15 protein-coding genes are annotated in these 16,074 nt (G+C 57.7%); 7 read left to right on the plus strand and 8 right to left on the minus strand.

Translation table 11 applies throughout. The features are described from left to right. Positions 1-228 precede the first annotated feature (228 nt). Entirely contained in the window at positions 229-1,302 is a 1,074-nt protein-coding gene (locus ACN28Q_RS14100; protein WP_095846911.1) for a LacI family DNA-binding transcriptional regulator, read from the plus strand. 185 nt (positions 1,303-1,487) lie between these two features. Next, complete coding sequence (gene galE, locus ACN28Q_RS14105; protein ID WP_095846912.1) at positions 1,488-2,504, plus strand: UDP-glucose 4-epimerase GalE; 1,017 nt, start codon at positions 1,488-1,490, stop codon at positions 2,502-2,504. Positions 2,505-2,622: 118 nt separating this feature from the next. Here galE and bhsA read toward each other — a convergent pair whose 3' ends face one another. Then, a complete protein-coding gene (gene bhsA / locus ACN28Q_RS14110) occupies positions 2,623-2,883 on the minus strand; it encodes a multiple stress resistance protein BhsA (RefSeq protein WP_095846913.1) in 261 nt (86 codons plus the stop codon). A gap of 280 nt (positions 2,884-3,163) precedes the next feature. On the opposite strand from bhsA, the gene ACN28Q_RS14115 reads away from it, so the two are divergent. The 3 genes from ACN28Q_RS14115 (at position 3,164) to ACN28Q_RS14125 (ending at position 7,535) form a co-directional block, all read left to right on the plus strand. Further along, positions 3,164-3,832, plus strand: a complete 669-nt coding sequence (locus ACN28Q_RS14115) for a glutathione S-transferase family protein (RefSeq protein ID WP_095846914.1) — start codon at positions 3,164-3,166, stop codon at positions 3,830-3,832. Between the two features lie 505 nt (positions 3,833-4,337). Then, entirely contained in the window at positions 4,338-5,681 is a 1,344-nt protein-coding gene (locus ACN28Q_RS14120; RefSeq protein WP_095846915.1) for an NCS2 family permease, read from the plus strand. Between the two features lie 204 nt (positions 5,682-5,885). Next, positions 5,886-7,535, plus strand: a complete 1,650-nt coding sequence (locus tag ACN28Q_RS14125) for a Na+/H+ antiporter (protein WP_095846916.1) — start codon at positions 5,886-5,888, stop codon at positions 7,533-7,535. Positions 7,536-7,590: 55 nt separating this feature from the next. Here ACN28Q_RS14125 and ACN28Q_RS14130 read toward each other — a convergent pair whose 3' ends face one another. Then, on the minus strand, positions 7,591-8,478 hold the full coding sequence (locus ACN28Q_RS14130) for a LysR family transcriptional regulator (protein WP_095846917.1): 888 nt from the start codon (positions 8,476-8,478) through the stop codon (positions 7,591-7,593). Positions 8,479-8,623: 145 nt separating this feature from the next. On the opposite strand from ACN28Q_RS14130, the gene ACN28Q_RS14135 reads away from it, so the two are divergent. Beyond that, positions 8,624-9,040, plus strand: a complete 417-nt coding sequence (locus tag ACN28Q_RS14135) for a CidA/LrgA family protein (RefSeq protein WP_095846918.1) — start codon at positions 8,624-8,626, stop codon at positions 9,038-9,040. Continuing rightward, entirely contained in the window at positions 9,037-9,726 is a 690-nt protein-coding gene (locus tag ACN28Q_RS14140) for an LrgB family protein (protein WP_095846919.1), read from the plus strand. Before ACN28Q_RS14135 ends, ACN28Q_RS14140 begins: the two co-directional genes overlap by 4 nt. A 179-nt stretch (positions 9,727-9,905) precedes the next feature. Here ACN28Q_RS14140 and ACN28Q_RS14145 read toward each other — a convergent pair whose 3' ends face one another. From ACN28Q_RS14145 to ACN28Q_RS14170, 6 genes are all read right to left on the minus strand, one after another. Further along, the gene (locus tag ACN28Q_RS14145) at positions 9,906-10,664 is read right to left on the minus strand and encodes an amino acid ABC transporter ATP-binding protein (protein ID WP_165907063.1); all 759 of its coding nucleotides are present in this window, start codon (positions 10,662-10,664) and stop codon (positions 9,906-9,908) included. Between the two features lie 8 nt (positions 10,665-10,672). Then, positions 10,673-11,773, minus strand: coding sequence for an amino acid ABC transporter permease (locus tag ACN28Q_RS14150; RefSeq protein ID WP_095846921.1), 1,101 nt, complete (start codon positions 11,771-11,773; stop codon positions 10,673-10,675). A gap of 9 nt (positions 11,774-11,782) precedes the next feature. Further along, positions 11,783-12,961 carry an amino acid ABC transporter permease gene (locus ACN28Q_RS14155; RefSeq protein ID WP_095846922.1) on the minus strand — a complete coding sequence of 393 codons (1,179 nt, stop codon included), beginning with the start codon at positions 12,959-12,961 and terminating at the stop codon, positions 11,783-11,785. Positions 12,962-13,037: 76 nt separating this feature from the next. Next, entirely contained in the window at positions 13,038-14,063 is a 1,026-nt protein-coding gene (locus ACN28Q_RS14160) for an amino acid ABC transporter substrate-binding protein (protein WP_095846923.1), read from the minus strand. A 350-nt stretch (positions 14,064-14,413) separates the two neighbouring features. Next, positions 14,414-15,334, minus strand: coding sequence for a kdo(2)-lipid IV(A) palmitoleoyltransferase (gene lpxP / locus ACN28Q_RS14165; RefSeq protein WP_095846924.1), 921 nt, complete (start codon positions 15,332-15,334; stop codon positions 14,414-14,416). Positions 15,335-15,617: 283 nt separating this feature from the next. Continuing rightward, positions 15,618-15,926 carry an Rdx family protein gene (locus ACN28Q_RS14170; RefSeq protein WP_095846925.1) on the minus strand — a complete coding sequence of 103 codons (309 nt, stop codon included), beginning with the start codon at positions 15,924-15,926 and terminating at the stop codon, positions 15,618-15,620. Between the last annotated feature and the right edge of the window lie 148 nt (positions 15,927-16,074).

Here is a 16,074-nt window from a genome sequence, read left to right on the forward strand (position 1 = left end):
ATGACATAGAATGCCTAATTGTAAAAACAGGCAAATTGATGATTAAGATATTGTGATTAAGTGCAAATAAATGCGTCGATTTTGTCAGGATTAGCGAGTTTGTTCGTGAATTATCGAAATGTGAGCGTAGTACTTTTGTGTCTGATTTTTGCCACTGGAACGGGCAGTGAGCGTTTTTTTTAATGGCCCCTGTTACAATCAATGCATGACAACACAAGGAACCGGATCATGAAGTCTAAAAGCGCAACATTAGAAGATGTGGCCCGTCATGCGGGTGTGTCCTACCAGACGGTATCCAGGGTGCTTAATAAATCGGCGAATGTGTCGGAAGCCACGCGTCGCAAGGTCGAGAAATCCATAGAGCTATTGCGCTATGTGCCAAACCGCCTGGCTCAGCAACTGGTCGGCAAGCAAAGCCAGACCATTGGCCTGGTGACGACATCGCTGGCGCTGCATGCGCCTTCGCAGGTCGCCGCGGCGATAAAGCGTTATGCGAACATTGAAGGATACGAGGTGCTTATTTCGATGATTGATGAGAGCGTCAATCAAAATATCCAAAAATCAATCAACAAACTCAAGTCTCAGCTGGTTGATAAGGTTATCATTAACGTCCCGCTAGAGACGAATTTGGCGCAAAAAATCGCCACCGATAACGACGATATTGTCTGCCTGTTCCTCGACGTTGATCCTTATAGCGCCGTGTTTAATGTCTCTTTCAATCCTGCGGACGGCACGCGTGCCAGCGTCAAGTACCTTTATGATCTGGGGCACCGCGATATCGCTCTGCTGGCGGGGCCGGAAAGCTCCGTGTCGGCGAAGTTAAGGCTCAAAAGCTGGCTGGAAACGCTGGCCGGTTACGGCCTGGAACCGGCCAGCGTGGTATACGGGAATTGGGACGCGCAGAGTGGCTACGTTGGGGCGTTGCAGATGCTGCGGGAAACCCCCGGTTTTAGCGCCGTACTGGTGGCGAACGATCAAATGGCGCTCGGCGTGCTCAGCGCGTTCCACCAGCACCAAATTTCAATACCGGGCGAAAAGTCCATCGTGGGGTATGACGGCACCTATGAAAGCTCTTTTTTTCACCCGGCGCTGACCACAGTCTCCTTGGATCTGGATTTGCAGGGAAAAGAAGCGGTGCGCCGTATTCTTGATTCCAACGAGAATGAAGTGTCGAGAAGCTCTTCGATCCTGCCGGCCCAGCTGATTGTGCGCCAATCAACCGGCCCAAAACGGGAGTCCGGCAACAATCTGCAGGCGATTGCCGAACAGTTGCAGGCGATTGCGCATCAACTTAGCCGGTAAAAGCCGCGCCGCATGGTCTTCGCCAAAGGGAATGGCGCACCTCAATGACAGGGTCCCTGGCTGAAAGCGGCCCACCGTGGTGACGCACAGCGCTGTAAGCGATTACATTAATATCGTCAGCTTCACACTTTTTACCTGCCGACCATGCTATTTTTAGCGCATTAAATACGCTAAAGGAGTACCTTATGAAGGTGTTGGTTACGGGTGGTATCGGTTACATAGGGAGCCATGCCTGCGTACAATTATTGCAGCAGGGCCACGACGTTATCATTCTTGATAATCTTTCCAACAGTAAACGCAGCGTGTTGCCGGTCATCGAGCGCCTCGGCGGCAAACGGGCCATCTTTGTGGAAGGCGATATTCGTCACCAAGCCTTGGTGGCGGAAATGCTGGGTGATTATGCCATTGAGGCGGTGATCCATTTTGCGGGCCTTAAAGCGGTGGGCGAGTCGGCCGTCAAGCCGCTGGAGTACTACGATAACAATGTTAACGGTACGCTGCGCCTGCTTTGCGCGATGCGCGCCGCCAACGTCAACAACCTGATTTTTAGCTCTTCCGCCACAGTGTACGGCGATCAGCCGAACATTCCCTATGTTGAAAGCTTCCCGACCGGCACGCCAACAAGCCCCTACGGCAAAAGCAAGCTGATGGTGGAGCAGATACTGGCCGATCTGCACCACGCCCAGCCAGCCTGGAGCATTGCCATCTTGCGTTATTTCAACCCAATTGGCGCGCACCCTTCGGGCGATCTGGGGGAAGATCCGCAGGGCATTCCGAATAACCTGATGCCCTATATCGCACAGGTTGCCGTAGGCCGCCTGGCGTCGCTGGCGGTGTTCGGCAATGACTATCCCACGCCGGACGGCACCGGTGTGCGTGATTATATTCATGTGATGGATTTGGCTGACGGCCACGTTATCGCGATGCAGCAACTGGCGGGTAAACCCGGCGTGCATATTTATAACCTGGGCGCCGGGGTCGGCAGCAGCGTTCTGCAGGTGGTTAACGCGTTCAGCAACGCCTGCGGTAAACCCATCAGTTACCATTTTGCTCCGCGTCGCGAGGGCGATCTGCCTGCCTATTGGGCGGATGCCAGCAAGGCCGAGAGGGAGCTGAATTGGCGGGTAACCCGTAATCTTGACGACATGGCGCGGGATACCTGGCGTTGGCAGTCCCGTCACCCGCAAGGTTACACCCAGTGAGAGGCAACATGGCGCCGCTGTTTTTGAGGCGATGACCGGCAGGTGGGGTGAGCTAAAGAAAATGCCAGGCAGGCGGCGCTGGCTGGCATTTTTTTGAATAACCTGGCGGGGTTAGTCATTAGTTGAAGATTTCTGCGGTGCCGTACAGTTTGTTCTGGCCGCCGACAGCGGTGATGCGGTAGGCGCTGGCGCCGGATGCGGCGGCTTTGCTGGCCAGTTCGCTTTCCAGTGAGCTCAGGCTGGAGGCGCCGGTGACGGAAATCACGCCGATTTTTTGCGCGCCTTCAGCCGGTTGGCTGCTGATGTGGTCGGCGGCGACAGTGGCAAAAGAAGCGGTGGTCAGCAGCAGTGTGGTAACAAAAATTTTGATGCTTTTCATGATAAATTCCTTGGCTTGTTTGTTAGATGAGAGGGCGTTTCCTCTCGATGTGTTGAATAATAGCCCTCTGGCTGGGCGGAGGAAATCGGAGAGTTTTGAGTTAATTTGTCAAATTAATTGACTGATTAATGCGCATTGGGCTTTGATCATGGCGGGATACCGGGATCGCCACTACGCTTACAACTGGCGGGCGCCTGCTGCCCGTAATTCACTGGCGCCGCGTTATACCCCGGCCCTATCACCACGTCTCGCCGGGGCGGCAACTAACCGGAGTGTCGCTATGATTATTGTCCACCACCTGAACAACTCGCGTTCGCAGCGTATTCTGTGGTTCCTGGAAGAATTGAACGTGCCGTACCAGGTGCAGCGCTATCAGCGCGATAGCGTGACCATGCTGGCGCCGCCGGCGCTGAAAAAGGTGCACCCGCTGGGCAAGTCGCCCGTGATTGAGGATGGCGATTTGGTGCTGGCGGAATCGGGCGCCATCATTGAATACCTGCAAGAGGCCTATGATGCGCAGGGCCTGTTTATGCCCACCGACTTTCACGCGCGCCAGCAGCACCGCTACTGGCTGCATTATGCTGAAGGGTCGTTAATGCCGCTGCTGGTGATGAAACTGGTGTTCGGCCGTTTGGATCACCCGCCGATGCCTTGGCTGATGCGCCCGCTGGCGGGCGCTATCGGCAAAGGGGTTCAGCGTGAATACCTGGATAAACAGATTGCCGGCCACCGCGCTTATCTTGAACAGCACCTGGCCAAAAGCGCCTGGTTTGTCGGCAATGACTTCAGCGCCGCCGACATCCAGATGAGCTTTCCTATCGAAGCGATGGCGGCGCGCGGCGGCCTGAACGGTTGCCCGCAGTTGAGCGATTTCTTGCAACGCATCCATGCCCGCCCCGCTTATCAACGCGCCCTGCAACAGGGCGGCCCGTTTGAATTGCCGCGTTAACCCAACATTGCCAACGCCAATCCTTTATCCCGAGATGGGCGTTGGAAGGGGCGCGTTTCAGGCTGCTATCCATCGATTATTTATGTGACAAAGCCCACATTTTCGCTGATGATTAGCATTAATGCCTTTGTGCCTATTTTGTCGCTGTTTTTCATTGATTAGACGGTGCGGAAGGTTGGATAATCGTTTGCTTTGCATAAAACATCATAAATGACGCGCACCAGGCGTTAAACGCTAAAACGTTTGCTTTTTTCGCGCTGCATGTTGCGGCGTTAGGGAAAAGTGTGGGGTGAAACCTGGCAACGGCGGTTCGCCATGGCTCAACGCGGAAACAATAAGGCCATATATACCCAAAATAATTCGAGTTGCGGGAAGGCGGCAACGCAGCGAATCCCCAGGAGCTTACTGGAGTAAGTGACTGGGGTGAGCAAGGAAAGCCAACATACCTGCAACTTGAAGTATGAAGGGTATAACAATGGTCGGGATGACTACAGGGGATAAGCATATGTCGAATTCTCAGCCGAAAGGCGGGCTTGACGCATTTTTTAAACTTTCAGAACGGGGCAGTAACGTGCGTCAGGAAGTGGTGGCCGGGTTAACCACCTTTCTGGCGATGGTCTACTCGGTGATCGTGGTGCCGAGCATGCTTGGCAAGGCGGGTTTTCCCCCCACGGCGGTGTTTGTCGCCACCTGTCTGGTCACCGGTTTTGGTTCGCTGTTGATGGGGCTGTGGGCCAACCTGCCGATGGCGATTGGCTGTGCCATTTCGCTGACGGCGTTTACTGCCTTCAGCCTGGTGCTGGGCCAACATATCAGCATTCCGGTAGCGCTGGGCGCGGTGTTCCTGATGGGGATTTTGTTCACCGTGATTTCGGTGACTGGCATCCGTGCCTGGATCCTGCGTAACCTGCCGATGGGCGTGGCGCATGGCACCGGCATCGGTATCGGCCTGTTCCTGCTGCTGATCGCCGCCAACGGCGTTGGCCTGGTGGTAAAAAATCCGCTGGACGGGCTGCCGGTGGCGCTCGGCGCCTTTACCTCTTTCCCGGTGGTGATGACGTTGCTGGGGCTGGCGGCGATCTTCGGGCTGGAAAAGCGGCGGGTGCCTGGCGGCATCCTGCTGGTGATTATCGCGATTTCAATTATCGGCTTGATCTTCGATCCGGCGGTGAAATATCAGGGGCTGTTTGCGATGCCGAGCCTGGCGGATGCCAACGGTAACTCGCTGATCTTCAGCCTGGACATCATGGGGGCGTTGCAGCCGGTGGTGTTGCCGAGCGTGTTGGCGCTGGTCATGACGGCGATATTTGACGCCACCGGCACGATCCGCGCCGTGGCGGGGCAGGCGAACCTGCTGGATAAAGACGGGCAGATCATCAGCGGTGGCAAGGCGCTGACTTCCGACTCCCTAAGCAGCATATTCTCCGGCCTGGTGGGGGCTTCGCCGGCAGCGGTGTACATCGAATCCGCCGCGGGCACCGCAGCGGGCGGCAAAACCGGCCTGACGGCCACCGTGGTTGGCATCCTGTTCCTGCTGATCCTGTTCCTGTCGCCGCTCTCTTATCTGGTGCCAGCCTATGCGACGGCGCCTGCGCTGATGTACGTGGGCCTGTTGATGCTGAGCAACGTAACCAAGCTGGATTTCAACGACTTTGTGGATGCGATGGCCGGCCTGCTGTGCGCGGTGTTTATCGTACTGACCTGCAATATCGTTACCGGCATTATGCTGGGCTTTAGCGCGCTGGTGATTGGCCGCATCTTCGCCGGCGAGTGGCGCAAGCTGAACATCGGCACGGTGTTGATCGCGGTGGCGCTGGTGGCATTCTATGCCGGCGGCTGGGCGATCTGAGTTTGCTTTTCCCCCGCCGTTCCCGGCGGGGCAACCCGGCGGCGGCACATTATCCTTGATATGCGCCGCCGCCGTGGCGTATTTCCCCTCAGGCCTTTCTGAAAGGCACAACAAGTTTTATCCACTGTAAAAAAAGTGATCTATCATCGGCAGATACTTTGGTAACACGCCTTGGTAGTTTGAACCGTAGAGTCTAAGGAAAGCATGGAAATCTTTTTTACAATCCTCATTTTGATCCTGGTGGTTTCGCTGTCTGGGGTGGTAACGCGCATGTTGCCGTTCCAGGTGCCGTTGCCGTTAATGCAGATTGCGATTGGGGCCCTGTTGGCCTGGCCACATTTTGGGCTGCATGTCGATTTCGATCCCGAGCTGTTTTTAGTGCTGTTTATCCCGCCCCTGTTGTTTGCCGACGGCTGGAAAACCCCAACGCGTGAATTTATTCACCACGGCCGGGAGATCCTTGGGCTGGCGCTGGCCTTAGTGCTGGTGACGGTGGTTGGCGTGGGCTACCTGATTTATGCGATGGTGCCGGGCATCCCGCTGGTGGCGGCGTTTGCGCTGGCTGCCGTGCTCTCACCGACCGATGCCGTGGCGCTGTCCGGCATAGTCGGCAAAGGGCGTATCCCGAAAACCATCATGGGCGTGCTGGAAGGCGAAGCGTTGATGAACGACGCGTCGGGCCTGGTTTCGCTGAAGTTTGCCATTGCGGTGGCGATGGGCACCATGGTGTTTACCGTCGGCGGCGCCACGCTGGAATTCTTAAAGGTGGCGATTGGCGGCCTGCTGGCTGGGGTTGCGGTCACCTGGACCTACAGTAAATCGCTGCGCATGATGAGCCGCTGGAGCGGGGACGATCCGGCGACGCAGATCGTGTTCCTGCTGCTGCTGCCGTTCGCCTCCTATCTGATAGCGGAACATATCGGCGTATCCGGCATCCTGGCGGCGGTGGCGGCAGGGATGACCATCAGCCAGTCTGGCGTTATCCGCAATGCGCCGCTGGCGATGCGCCTGCGCGCCAACAGCGTATGGGCGATGTTGGAGTTTGTCTTCAACGGCATGGTGTTCATCATGTTGGGGCTGCAGTTGCCGGGCATTCTGGAAACCTCCATCCTGCAGGCCGAACTCGATCCGACGATTGAAACCTGGTACCTGTTTACCGATGTGGCGGTGATCTACGCCGCGCTGTTGCTGCTGCGTTTCAGCTGGCTCTGGTTGATGAAGGGGGCCAGCCGGCGTTTTCTGAAGAAACGCCCGCTGCTGTTCGGCAGCTATACCACCCGTGAGCTGTGGGTAGCGTCATTTGCCGGCGTACGCGGCGCCATCACGCTGGCGGGTGTGCTTTCTATCCCACTGCTGTTGAGCGACGGCTCGGCGTTCCCGGCGCGTTACCAACTGGTGTTTATCGCCGCCGGCGTGATCCTGCTGTCGTTGGTGATCGGCGTGCTGGCGCTGCCGTTGCTGTTGCGCGGCGTGCAGGTGGCGGACGTTAGCGTCAGCAAAGGCGAAGAACGTATGGCGATCGCCATGGCGGCGGAAGTGGCGATTGAGAGCATTCACAAAATGGAAGAGCGGCTGGCGGCCGACAGCGAAGAGAATATCGACCCGCAGATCCTAAAAGAGATCAGTTCACGGGTGATTGGTACGCTGCGGCGGCGTATCGCCAGCAAGGACGATATCGAAAATGCGCTGGCGCTGGAGAATCTGGAGCGGCGTTTCCGCCTGACGGCGCTGCGTGCAGAGCGCGGCGAGCTGTATCACCTGCGCGCCACGCAGAAGATCAGCAATGAAACGCTGCAAAAACTGCTGCACGATCTAGATCTACTCGAAGCGCTGCTGGTAGAGCGCGAAGGGTAGACGCCGGGTATTATCGCAGGGGCCGCCGTGAGCGGCCCTTGTTGTTTGCGCCGGGCTATTTGGCCAGCGGGTAGATATCGCGGCAGCAGGCGATCCACGCTTGTGCGCTGTGGGAAAGGTAGCTGCCCTGGCGCCAGATCAGCCCCACGCTCCAGGCCATACGCGGCGCCAGCGGCAGCCAAAGCAGGCTGTCTTTATCCAGCCACCGGCACACCGGCTCCGGCAGCATGGCGATGCCCACGCCGGCCTGCACCATGGAAGCCAAAAAATCCCACTGGCCGCTGCGTACGGCGATTTGCGGCTCGATCCCGGCCCGCCGGAACGCCGCCATCAGCATCTTGTACAGCACGAAGTCTTCGTTATAAATCAGGATCGGCGAGTTGGCCAATTCGCTAATATCAATGGCGGTGCGCTTTTGCCAGTGCGCGGTGCGCGGCACCACGACGCACATCGGGTGTTCCAGCAGGGGGAGAAAGGTGAGCGGTTGTTCGGAATCGGGTGAGTAGGCGGTCAGTGCCAGATCCAGCTCGCCGGCGATGACTGCCTGCTCGCCTGACAGGCCACCCAGTTCGGAAATACGCAGCTCAATGCCGGGGTAACGCTGGCGAAACTGGCGGATTAAATCGGCGATCTGCCGGCCCACCATCGGCGGAATGCCTAGGCGCAACACGCCTTTTTTGACCGCGCTGATATCGTCCAGCTCGGTTTCTAACTGGCGGAACTCATCCAGGATCGCCAGCCCACGCTGATACACTGCCTGGCCGCTGTCGGTCAAACGCAGCCTGCGCCCTTCGCGGATCAACAATGTGCATTCCAGCTCTTCTTCCAGGTGGCGCAGCATCTTGCTGATGGTCGGCTGGGTCACAAACAGCTTTTCCGCCGCGTGGGTAAAGCTCTGCTGGCGGACCACTTCAACAAAATAGCGCAGGGTGCGGACATCCACGGTAGGTTCTCCTGATGGGCAATACCGGTGAGAAACTATTCCCGTCCGGCATGATGTTGATAATTTTAATTCATTTCATCTCTGGTTTCTTGGCTACGTATACTGTTATTTCTGATTTTTTCGATGGAATTTGAGGTGGTTTGCCATGTCTTTGGCGTTACGCCCAGCGGCGCCTTCCCTGTTGAGCCGCCTGCAGGTGCCGGTTCAGGTGGTGCTGTACGCGGTGCTGTTTGTGATCGCCGATCGGTTGGTGCAGCACTTTCATCTGCCGCTGCCGGCCAACATCATCGGCATGATGCTGTTGCTGGCGTTGATTCTGCTGCGCATTTTGCCGTTGAACTGGGTGAAAGCCGGCTCACGCTGGCTGCTGGCGGAAATGCTGCTGTTCTTTGTCCCGGCGGTGGTGGCGGTGGTGAATTACGCGCAGTTGCTGATGGTGGAAGGCTGGAAGATTTTTCTGGTGATCGCCGTCAGCACCATGTTGACGCTGGGCGCCACCGGGCTGGTGGTCGATCGGGTGTATCGGTTTGAAATCTGGCTACAGAGGCGTAAACGGCAATGAGTGATTTTATGATCAGCCTGGCCTGCTTTGCGCTAACGCTGGCACTGTATTTCGCCAACAAGGTGCTGTACCGCCGCCGCCGGAACTTGTTGCTGATGCCGTTGGTACTGACGCCGCTGGTGTTGGTTTTGCTGCTGGTGATCACCCATGTCTCCTACCAGGATTACCTCGGGGAAACCCACTGGCTGCTGTGGCTGCTTGGCCCGGCCACCATTGCCTTTGCGGTGCCAGTGTATGAAAACCTGCATATTATCCGCCGCCATTGGCTGTCGCTGAGCGTTGGCGTGGTCACTTCCATGCTGGTGGCCGTTTACAGTTCGGTGTGGCTGGCGCGTTTGATGACGCTGCCCGAAGCGGTGCAGCGCAGTTTGGCGGTGCGCTCGATTACCACGCCGTTCGCGCTGGAAGCGGCCAAACAGATGGGGGGCCAGCCGGATTTGGTGGCGCTGTTTGTGGTGATCACCGGGGTGTTCGGCATGGCGGTGGGGGATCTTCTGTTCCTGCGGCTGATGGTGCGCAGCCGCCTGGCGAAAGGCGCCGGGCTGGGGGCGTCTTCGCACGGCGCGGGCACTGCCAGGGCCTATGAAATGGGGCCGGAGGAGGGCGTGGTGTCCAGCCTGGTGATGATGCTGGCCGGGATTATCACCGTGGTTTCCGCACCGATGATTGGGCAATTGATGTGGTGACGGGGTTGCTCGCCTTCGCCCCTGCCCTCACCCTAACCCTCTCCCACAGGGAGAGGGGAGAGATCGCGCACGTTGGCAGTACGCAGTTATTCTGCGGCAGCCCAGAGCAGGCGCTCGTGGCTGGCAGCGCGCACGGAATTAAGCCCTCTCCCATTGGGAGAGGGTTGGGTGAGGGGAGATTAGTGAATCACCTGCGCCAGGAACGCTTGGGTGCGTTCTGATTTCGGATTGCTGAAGAACTCCAGTGGCGGTGCCTGTTCCACGATCTCACCGCGATCCATAAAGATCACCCGGTCGGCCACGGTGCGGGCAAAACCCATCTCATGGGTTACGCACAGCATCGTCATACCGTCGTTAGCCAGCCCAATCATGGTATCCAGCACTTCTTTCACCATTTCCGGATCCAGCGCAGAGGTGGGCTCATCAAACAGCATGATCTTCGGCTTCATGCACAGTGAACGGGCAATCGCCACACGTTGTTGCTGGCCGCCGGACAGCTGCCCTGGGAACTTCATCGCATGCTCGGCAATCCGCACCCGCTCCAGATAATGCATCGCCAGCTCCTCCGCCTCTTTCTTCGGCATATTGCGCACCCAGCATGGCGCCAGCGTGCAGTTTTGCAACACCGTCAGGTGCGGGAACAGGTTAAAGTGCTGAAACACCATGCCGACCTCGGTACGCACCCGCTCGATGTTGCGCAGATTGCCGTCCAACGTGATCCCATCCACGGTGATCTTGCCCTGCTGGTGCTCTTCCAAATGGTTGATGCAGCGGATAGTGGTGGATTTGCCCGAGCCGGATGGCCCGCACAGCACGATGCGCTCGCCGGGGCGCACCTGCAGGTTAATGTCTTTCAATACGTGGAACTGCCCGTACCACTTGTTGACGTTGTCCAGCGTGATCATCATTTTTTCGCCGGCGGTAGTAGTGTTATTCATGCTTGACCTCAGTGGTTGGAACGTCCGGTATTAAAGCGTTTTTCCAAATGCTGGCTGTAACGCGACATGCTGAAACAGAAAACCCAATAGATGGCGGCGGCAAACACGTAGCCTTCGGTCGACATGCCCAGCCAGGCCGGATCGACCGTTGCCTGCTGCACGCTGCTGAACAGATCGAACAGGCCGATAATGATCACCAGGCTGGTGTCTTTAAACAGCGCGATGATGGTGTTGACCAAGCCGGGGATCGTCAGCTTCAGCGCCTGCGGCAGGATCACCAGCCCCTGGGTTTTCCAGTAGCCCAGCCCAAGCGATTCCGCGGCTTCGTATTGCCCCTTCGGCAGCGCCTGCAGCCCACCGCGCACCACTTCCGCCACGTAGGCGGACTGGAACATGATGACCCCGACCAGCGCCCGCAGCAGCTTATCGATATTGGTGCCTTCGGCCAGGAACAGCGGCAGCATCACCGAGGACATAAACAGCACGGTAATCAGCGGCACGCCACGCCAGAATTCGATAAACACCACCGACAGCACGCGCACGATGGGCAGCGTTGAGCGGCGCGCCAATGCCAGCAGGATCCCCAGCGGCAGCGCGCCGGCAATGCCGACCGCGGCGATGATCAGCGTTAACGTCAGGCCGCCCCATTGGCGCGTCTCAACCAGCGGCAGGCCGAACAGACCGCCATACAGCAGCACCCACACCACAATCGGGTAAGCCACCACCCAGCAGGCGATATAGCGCCCACGGCGCGGCATGGCTTTCCAGAACATCGGGGCAATGGAAAGCAGCCCGATCAGCAGGGCCAGGTTGATGCGCCAACGTTCATCGGTGGGGTACAGGCCATACATAAACTGGCCGAAACGGGCATGAACGAACACCCAGCAGGCACCGTCCCGGGTGCAATCCGTGCGGCTGTTACCCAGCCAGTTGGCGTCGAAGATCGTCCAGTTGAGCAACGGCGGGATCAGCACCCACATCAGCCACAGGCAGAACAGCGTCAGCAGGCTGTTCGCCCAACTGGAGAACAGGTTGCGGTGCGCCCAGGCGATCGCCAATTGCAGGCGGTTGGGCGGAACGGCGGTATGGGAATGCAGTGTCATCGTCATGAAGTTCCCTTAGCGCTCAACCAGCGCGATACGCCGGTTATAAATATTCATCAGCAACGAAATCGTCAGGCTGATAATCAGATAGACCGACATGGTGATGGCGATGGTTTCTATCGCTTGGCCGGTTTGGTTCAACACCGTGCCGGCGAACAGCGACACCATATCCGGGTAGCCGATGGCGGCTGCCAGGGATGAGTTCTTCACCACGTTCAGGTATTGGCTGGTCAGCGGCGGGATAATCACCCGCAGCGCCTGCGGCAGGATCACCTGGCGCAGCGTGACGGGGTTGGGCAGCCCGAGCGAGCGCGCCGCTTCATGCTGGCCAGAAGGCACCGACTGAATACCGGAGCGGATCACTTCGGCGATGAACGATGAGGTGTAGACCGACAGCGCCAGCGTCAACGCCGCCAGCTCCGGGATCAGCACCAGGCCGCCGCGGAAGTTAAAGCCGCGCAGTTCCGGTATATCCCAGTGCAGGGCCGCGCCAAACAGCAGGTGGGCCAGCGCCGGCAGGCCGATCAGCAGTAGCAGGGCATAGGGCCAGGTGTGCCGGATCTTCCCGGTGTGGATCTGGCGGTGGTGGTTGTAGCGGCGCAGCGCCAGGATGGCGACAATGGCCACTGCTACCGCCGCCAGGAAGGCGTATATGCCTTCACCGGCGATCGGCGCCGGGATATACAACCCACGGTTGCTCAGGAACAGGCTGCCGAACACATCAATGCTCTGGCGCGGGCCGGGCAGGTTGCGCAACACGGCGAAATACCAGAAAAAGATCTGCAGCAGCGGGGGAATATTGCGGAAGGTTTCAATGTAGATGGTAGAAAGTTTGCGCAATAGCCAGTTGTCGGACAGGCGGCCAAGGCCGACGAAAAACCCCAGCAGCGAGGCGAAAACGATACAAAGCGCAGAAACCAACAGCGTGTTCATCAGCCCGACCAGGAACACCCGGCCATAGCTGTCGCCCTGTTGGTAGTCGATCAGGCTCTGCACGATGCCGAAGCCGGCGGGGTTATCCAGAAAGGCGAAACCAGAGGTAATCCCGCGATGGGATAAGTTGGTCACTGTGTTGTGAATTAAATAGCCGCCGAAGGCGACTAAAGCCACCAGAGCAATGATCTGGTAGAGCCAGGCGCGAACCGCGGGATTAGTCAGCGACAGGTCGCTTTTAACGGTTGGGCGTGGGGACATGATATAAACCTCTGTTAACCAGGACTGTGCCGGCAGGGGTTTCCCCCCTGCCGGGCGCTACACGCTAAGCGGGGAATTAACGCACTGGCGGTGCGTACTGGATGCCGCCCTGGTTCCACAACGCGTTCTGGCCGCGTTTGATTTTCAGCTCGCTACCCATGCCGACGTTGCGTTCGAACACTTCGCCATAGTTGCCGACCTGTTTAACGATTTTGACCACCCAGTCGTTAGGCAGCTTCAGATCTTTGCCGTAGGTGCCTTCATGCCCCAGCAGGTGCGACATATCCGGCGTGGTGGGCTTGGCGGCCAGTTGGTCGACGTTTTTCGACGTGACGCCCATCTCTTCGGCGTTCAGCATGGCGAACAGCGTCCAGCGCACGATCGACAGCCAGTCTTCGTCACCGCGGCGCACCACCGGCCCCAGCGGCTCTTTAGAAATCACTTCCGGCAGTACGATAAACTCATCCGGCTTGCCGAGCTTGATGCGCAATGCATACAACTGCGACTGATCGGAGGCCAGCGTATCGCAGCGGCCGGAGTCCAGCGCTTTGGCGCTCTCGTCGGAGCGGTCAAACGTGACCGGCGTATACTGCATCTTGTTGGCTTTGAAGTAGTCGGCGACGTTCAGTTCGGTGTCGGTGCCGGCCTGGATACAGACGGTGGCGCCGTCCAGTTCTTTGGCGCTTTTCAACCCGGCTTTTTGGTGGGTGAGGAAGCCGATGCCATCGTAATAGTTAACCCCGGCGAAGATCATCCCCATGCCGGCATCGCGTGACGATGTCCAGGTGGTGTTGCGCGACAGGATATCCACTTCGCCGGATTGCAGCGCGGTGAAACGCTCTTTGGCGGTCAACGGGGTATATTTCACTTTTTCGGCATCGCCAAATACCGCTGCGGCGACGCCGCGGCACAGATCAACGTCAATCCCAGAGAATTTGCCGCTGGCATCGGCATAAGAGAAGCCGGGCAGCCCATCGCTGATACCACACTGGACAAAACCTTTTTTCTTGATGGCGTCTAATGTGGCGCCGGCGTGCGCTTGTCCTGTAATAGCGAATAATGTGGCCGTAGCGGCCAGCGTAGAGATAATTAGTTTTTTCATAAAGCGTCCTGTAAGCGAATTGCACTGATTGTTGTTACTGGTGCAGTAGGGCGCACCTTCTCAAAATCTATGGAAGTAATGCCAAAGAGTGCTTAGCAAACAAGATGCCAGAATTGCAGGAGTCTGATTATTCAAGCTACCTATGAAGAAGTAGTGCTTAAGAGTGCATGGGTATGCACTAAGAACAGGCGTTGACGCAGCGGCTGCTGTATTTTGGTGCGGATTGATATGGCGTTGGTGGTGGGAAAATCAAGCGATGTGAAATGCCGTTCGGCGTGATGGATACGTGGTGGGTAACGCGTTGCAAAGGCAACAGCCCCCGGCGGTGCAGCGGGGGCGATAGCGGGGAATTAATACAGCGACGGGGCGCCGACCGGGCGGGTTTTGAAGCGGCGGTGCAGCCACATATACTGTTCCGGCGCCCGCATAATCTCTTTTTCCACCACTTTGTTCATGTAGGCGGCGGCGGCTATTTCATCGGTCATCGGGTAGTTTTCCAGCGCCGGTTGAATCAGCAGATCATAGCCGCTGCCGTTTTCACGGCGGATTAACACCACCGGCACCAGCGCCGGCTTGGCCATGCGGGCCAGCATAAACGTGCCGCTGGTGGTGGCGGCCTGATCGACGGCAAACAGCGGGGCAAACACGCTGCCGCGCGGGCCGTAGTCCTGATCGGGGGCGAACCATACCGCTTCGCCACGTTTCAGCGCATGCACCATGCCACGCAGATCTTTACGGTCCAGCATGGCTTTGTTGGAGCGCATACGGCCTTTGGTTTGCGCCCATTCCATCGCCTTGTTGTTGTGCGGGCGATACATGGCCATCATCGGCTGGCATAGCCCCATTGCCCGGCCGCCCAGCTCCAGCGACATAAAATGCACGCCGATGACCAGTACGCCGCGGCCGTCTTGCTGCGCCACTTTCAGGTGGTTGATGCCGGAGACATTGAACCAGCGTTTAACGCGCTTATCAGACCAGAACCACGCCATACCGGTTTCCAGCAGCCCCATCCCGAGGGATTCAAAGTTGCCCACCACTTTGCGTTCGCGCAGCTGCGGCTCCATATCCGGGAAGCACAGCTCCAGGTTACGGCGGGTGATGGCGACGCGGCGCTTGAGGAAACGCATTGAGGTGCGGCCAAGCCAGATGCCCAGGCGATGAAGCACCGGGTAAGGCAGTTGGACCAGCAGGAAAAGGATGGCAAGGCCAAACCAGGTCAGCCAGTAGCGGGGGTGCAGCAGGGCTGCTTGGAAAGCTTGCGTACGCTTCATATCGACTCTTTTATGCAATATAGGGAGCAGAAACTTGTAGCGCATTAAGAAGCCGTTCTATAGCGTTACGATACTCAGACACCCGACCAAGATGATGGTTTAGCCAACATCTTAAATTGACTAAACCTTTACATTCAAGGGGCCGTTGGCATCAGGTGGGGAAACACTGTTAGCTGCAGCTGGGCCCTTGGAGAGGCAGTATATCACACTCGCCGGCCGCGAATGGGCGCCATGGAATATGAATATTCTGATTAAATCGGGTTAATACCTACTACAAGATATTTCAGCCGCCGGCGGTTTCGTCTTTGCGGGCCTTATTGTCCGTGTGGCCTAAAGAACGCTCGGGGAAGCAATGGTCACGTAAACGCTGTTTGAGCGCGGCCGCGTCGGGGAAGCCGCCATCGGTTTTCCGATCCCAGATAAGCGTTTCATCCACCAGGATTTGGTAGATGCCGCCGGTACCGGGAACCAGCGTCACGGAGGCCAGATCGGTGCTGAACGTGTTAAGCAGTTCCTGCGCCATCCACCCTGCGCGTAGCAGCCAGTTGCATTGTGAACAATAGTGAATGGTAACCGCCGGGAGTTTTTTCATCAGTGAAACTCTGATTGTAAGATTGCGGTCATCTTCTGCTGACATACTGCTGGTTGTCAACAAGCCCCCACCTGCGCCCAACCCCCTCAGTGCGGGCGGCTGTGCTGTGACAAAGAAAAGGCGCTTAACCGCAAAGGTTAAAGCGCCT

Origin of the sequence: Gibbsiella quercinecans, assembly GCF_002291425.1 — a bacterium.
GTDB lineage: Bacteria > Pseudomonadota > Gammaproteobacteria > Enterobacterales > Enterobacteriaceae > Gibbsiella > Gibbsiella quercinecans.

What these genes read in the sequence shown, in the direction of transcription:
- ACN28Q_RS14155 (WP_095846922.1), bottom strand. Translation starts at nt 12,961, where the DNA reads ATGTCCCCACGCCCAACCGTTAAAAGCGACCTGTCGCTGACTAATCCC.
- ACN28Q_RS14115 (WP_095846914.1), top strand. Translation starts at nt 3,164, where the DNA reads ATGATTATTGTCCACCACCTGAACAACTCGCGTTCGCAGCGTATTCTG.
- ACN28Q_RS14145 (WP_165907063.1), bottom strand. Translation starts at nt 10,664, where the DNA reads ATGAATAACACTACTACCGCCGGCGAAAAAATGATGATCACGCTGGAC.
- ACN28Q_RS14100 (WP_095846911.1), top strand. Translation starts at nt 229, where the DNA reads ATGAAGTCTAAAAGCGCAACATTAGAAGATGTGGCCCGTCATGCGGGT.
- ACN28Q_RS14135 (WP_095846918.1), top strand. Translation starts at nt 8,624, where the DNA reads ATGTCTTTGGCGTTACGCCCAGCGGCGCCTTCCCTGTTGAGCCGCCTG.
- bhsA (WP_095846913.1), bottom strand. Translation starts at nt 2,883, where the DNA reads ATGAAAAGCATCAAAATTTTTGTTACCACACTGCTGCTGACCACCGCT.
- ACN28Q_RS14140 (WP_095846919.1), top strand. Translation starts at nt 9,037, where the DNA reads ATGAGTGATTTTATGATCAGCCTGGCCTGCTTTGCGCTAACGCTGGCA.
- galE (WP_095846912.1), top strand. Translation starts at nt 1,488, where the DNA reads ATGAAGGTGTTGGTTACGGGTGGTATCGGTTACATAGGGAGCCATGCC.
- ACN28Q_RS14160 (WP_095846923.1), bottom strand. Translation starts at nt 14,063, where the DNA reads ATGAAAAAACTAATTATCTCTACGCTGGCCGCTACGGCCACATTATTC.
- lpxP (WP_095846924.1), bottom strand. Translation starts at nt 15,334, where the DNA reads ATGAAGCGTACGCAAGCTTTCCAAGCAGCCCTGCTGCACCCCCGCTAC.
- ACN28Q_RS14150 (WP_095846921.1), bottom strand. Translation starts at nt 11,773, where the DNA reads ATGACGATGACACTGCATTCCCATACCGCCGTTCCGCCCAACCGCCTG.
- ACN28Q_RS14170 (WP_095846925.1), bottom strand. Translation starts at nt 15,926, where the DNA reads ATGAAAAAACTCCCGGCGGTTACCATTCACTATTGTTCACAATGCAAC.
- ACN28Q_RS14120 (WP_095846915.1), top strand. Translation starts at nt 4,338, where the DNA reads ATGTCGAATTCTCAGCCGAAAGGCGGGCTTGACGCATTTTTTAAACTT.
- ACN28Q_RS14125 (WP_095846916.1), top strand. Translation starts at nt 5,886, where the DNA reads ATGGAAATCTTTTTTACAATCCTCATTTTGATCCTGGTGGTTTCGCTG.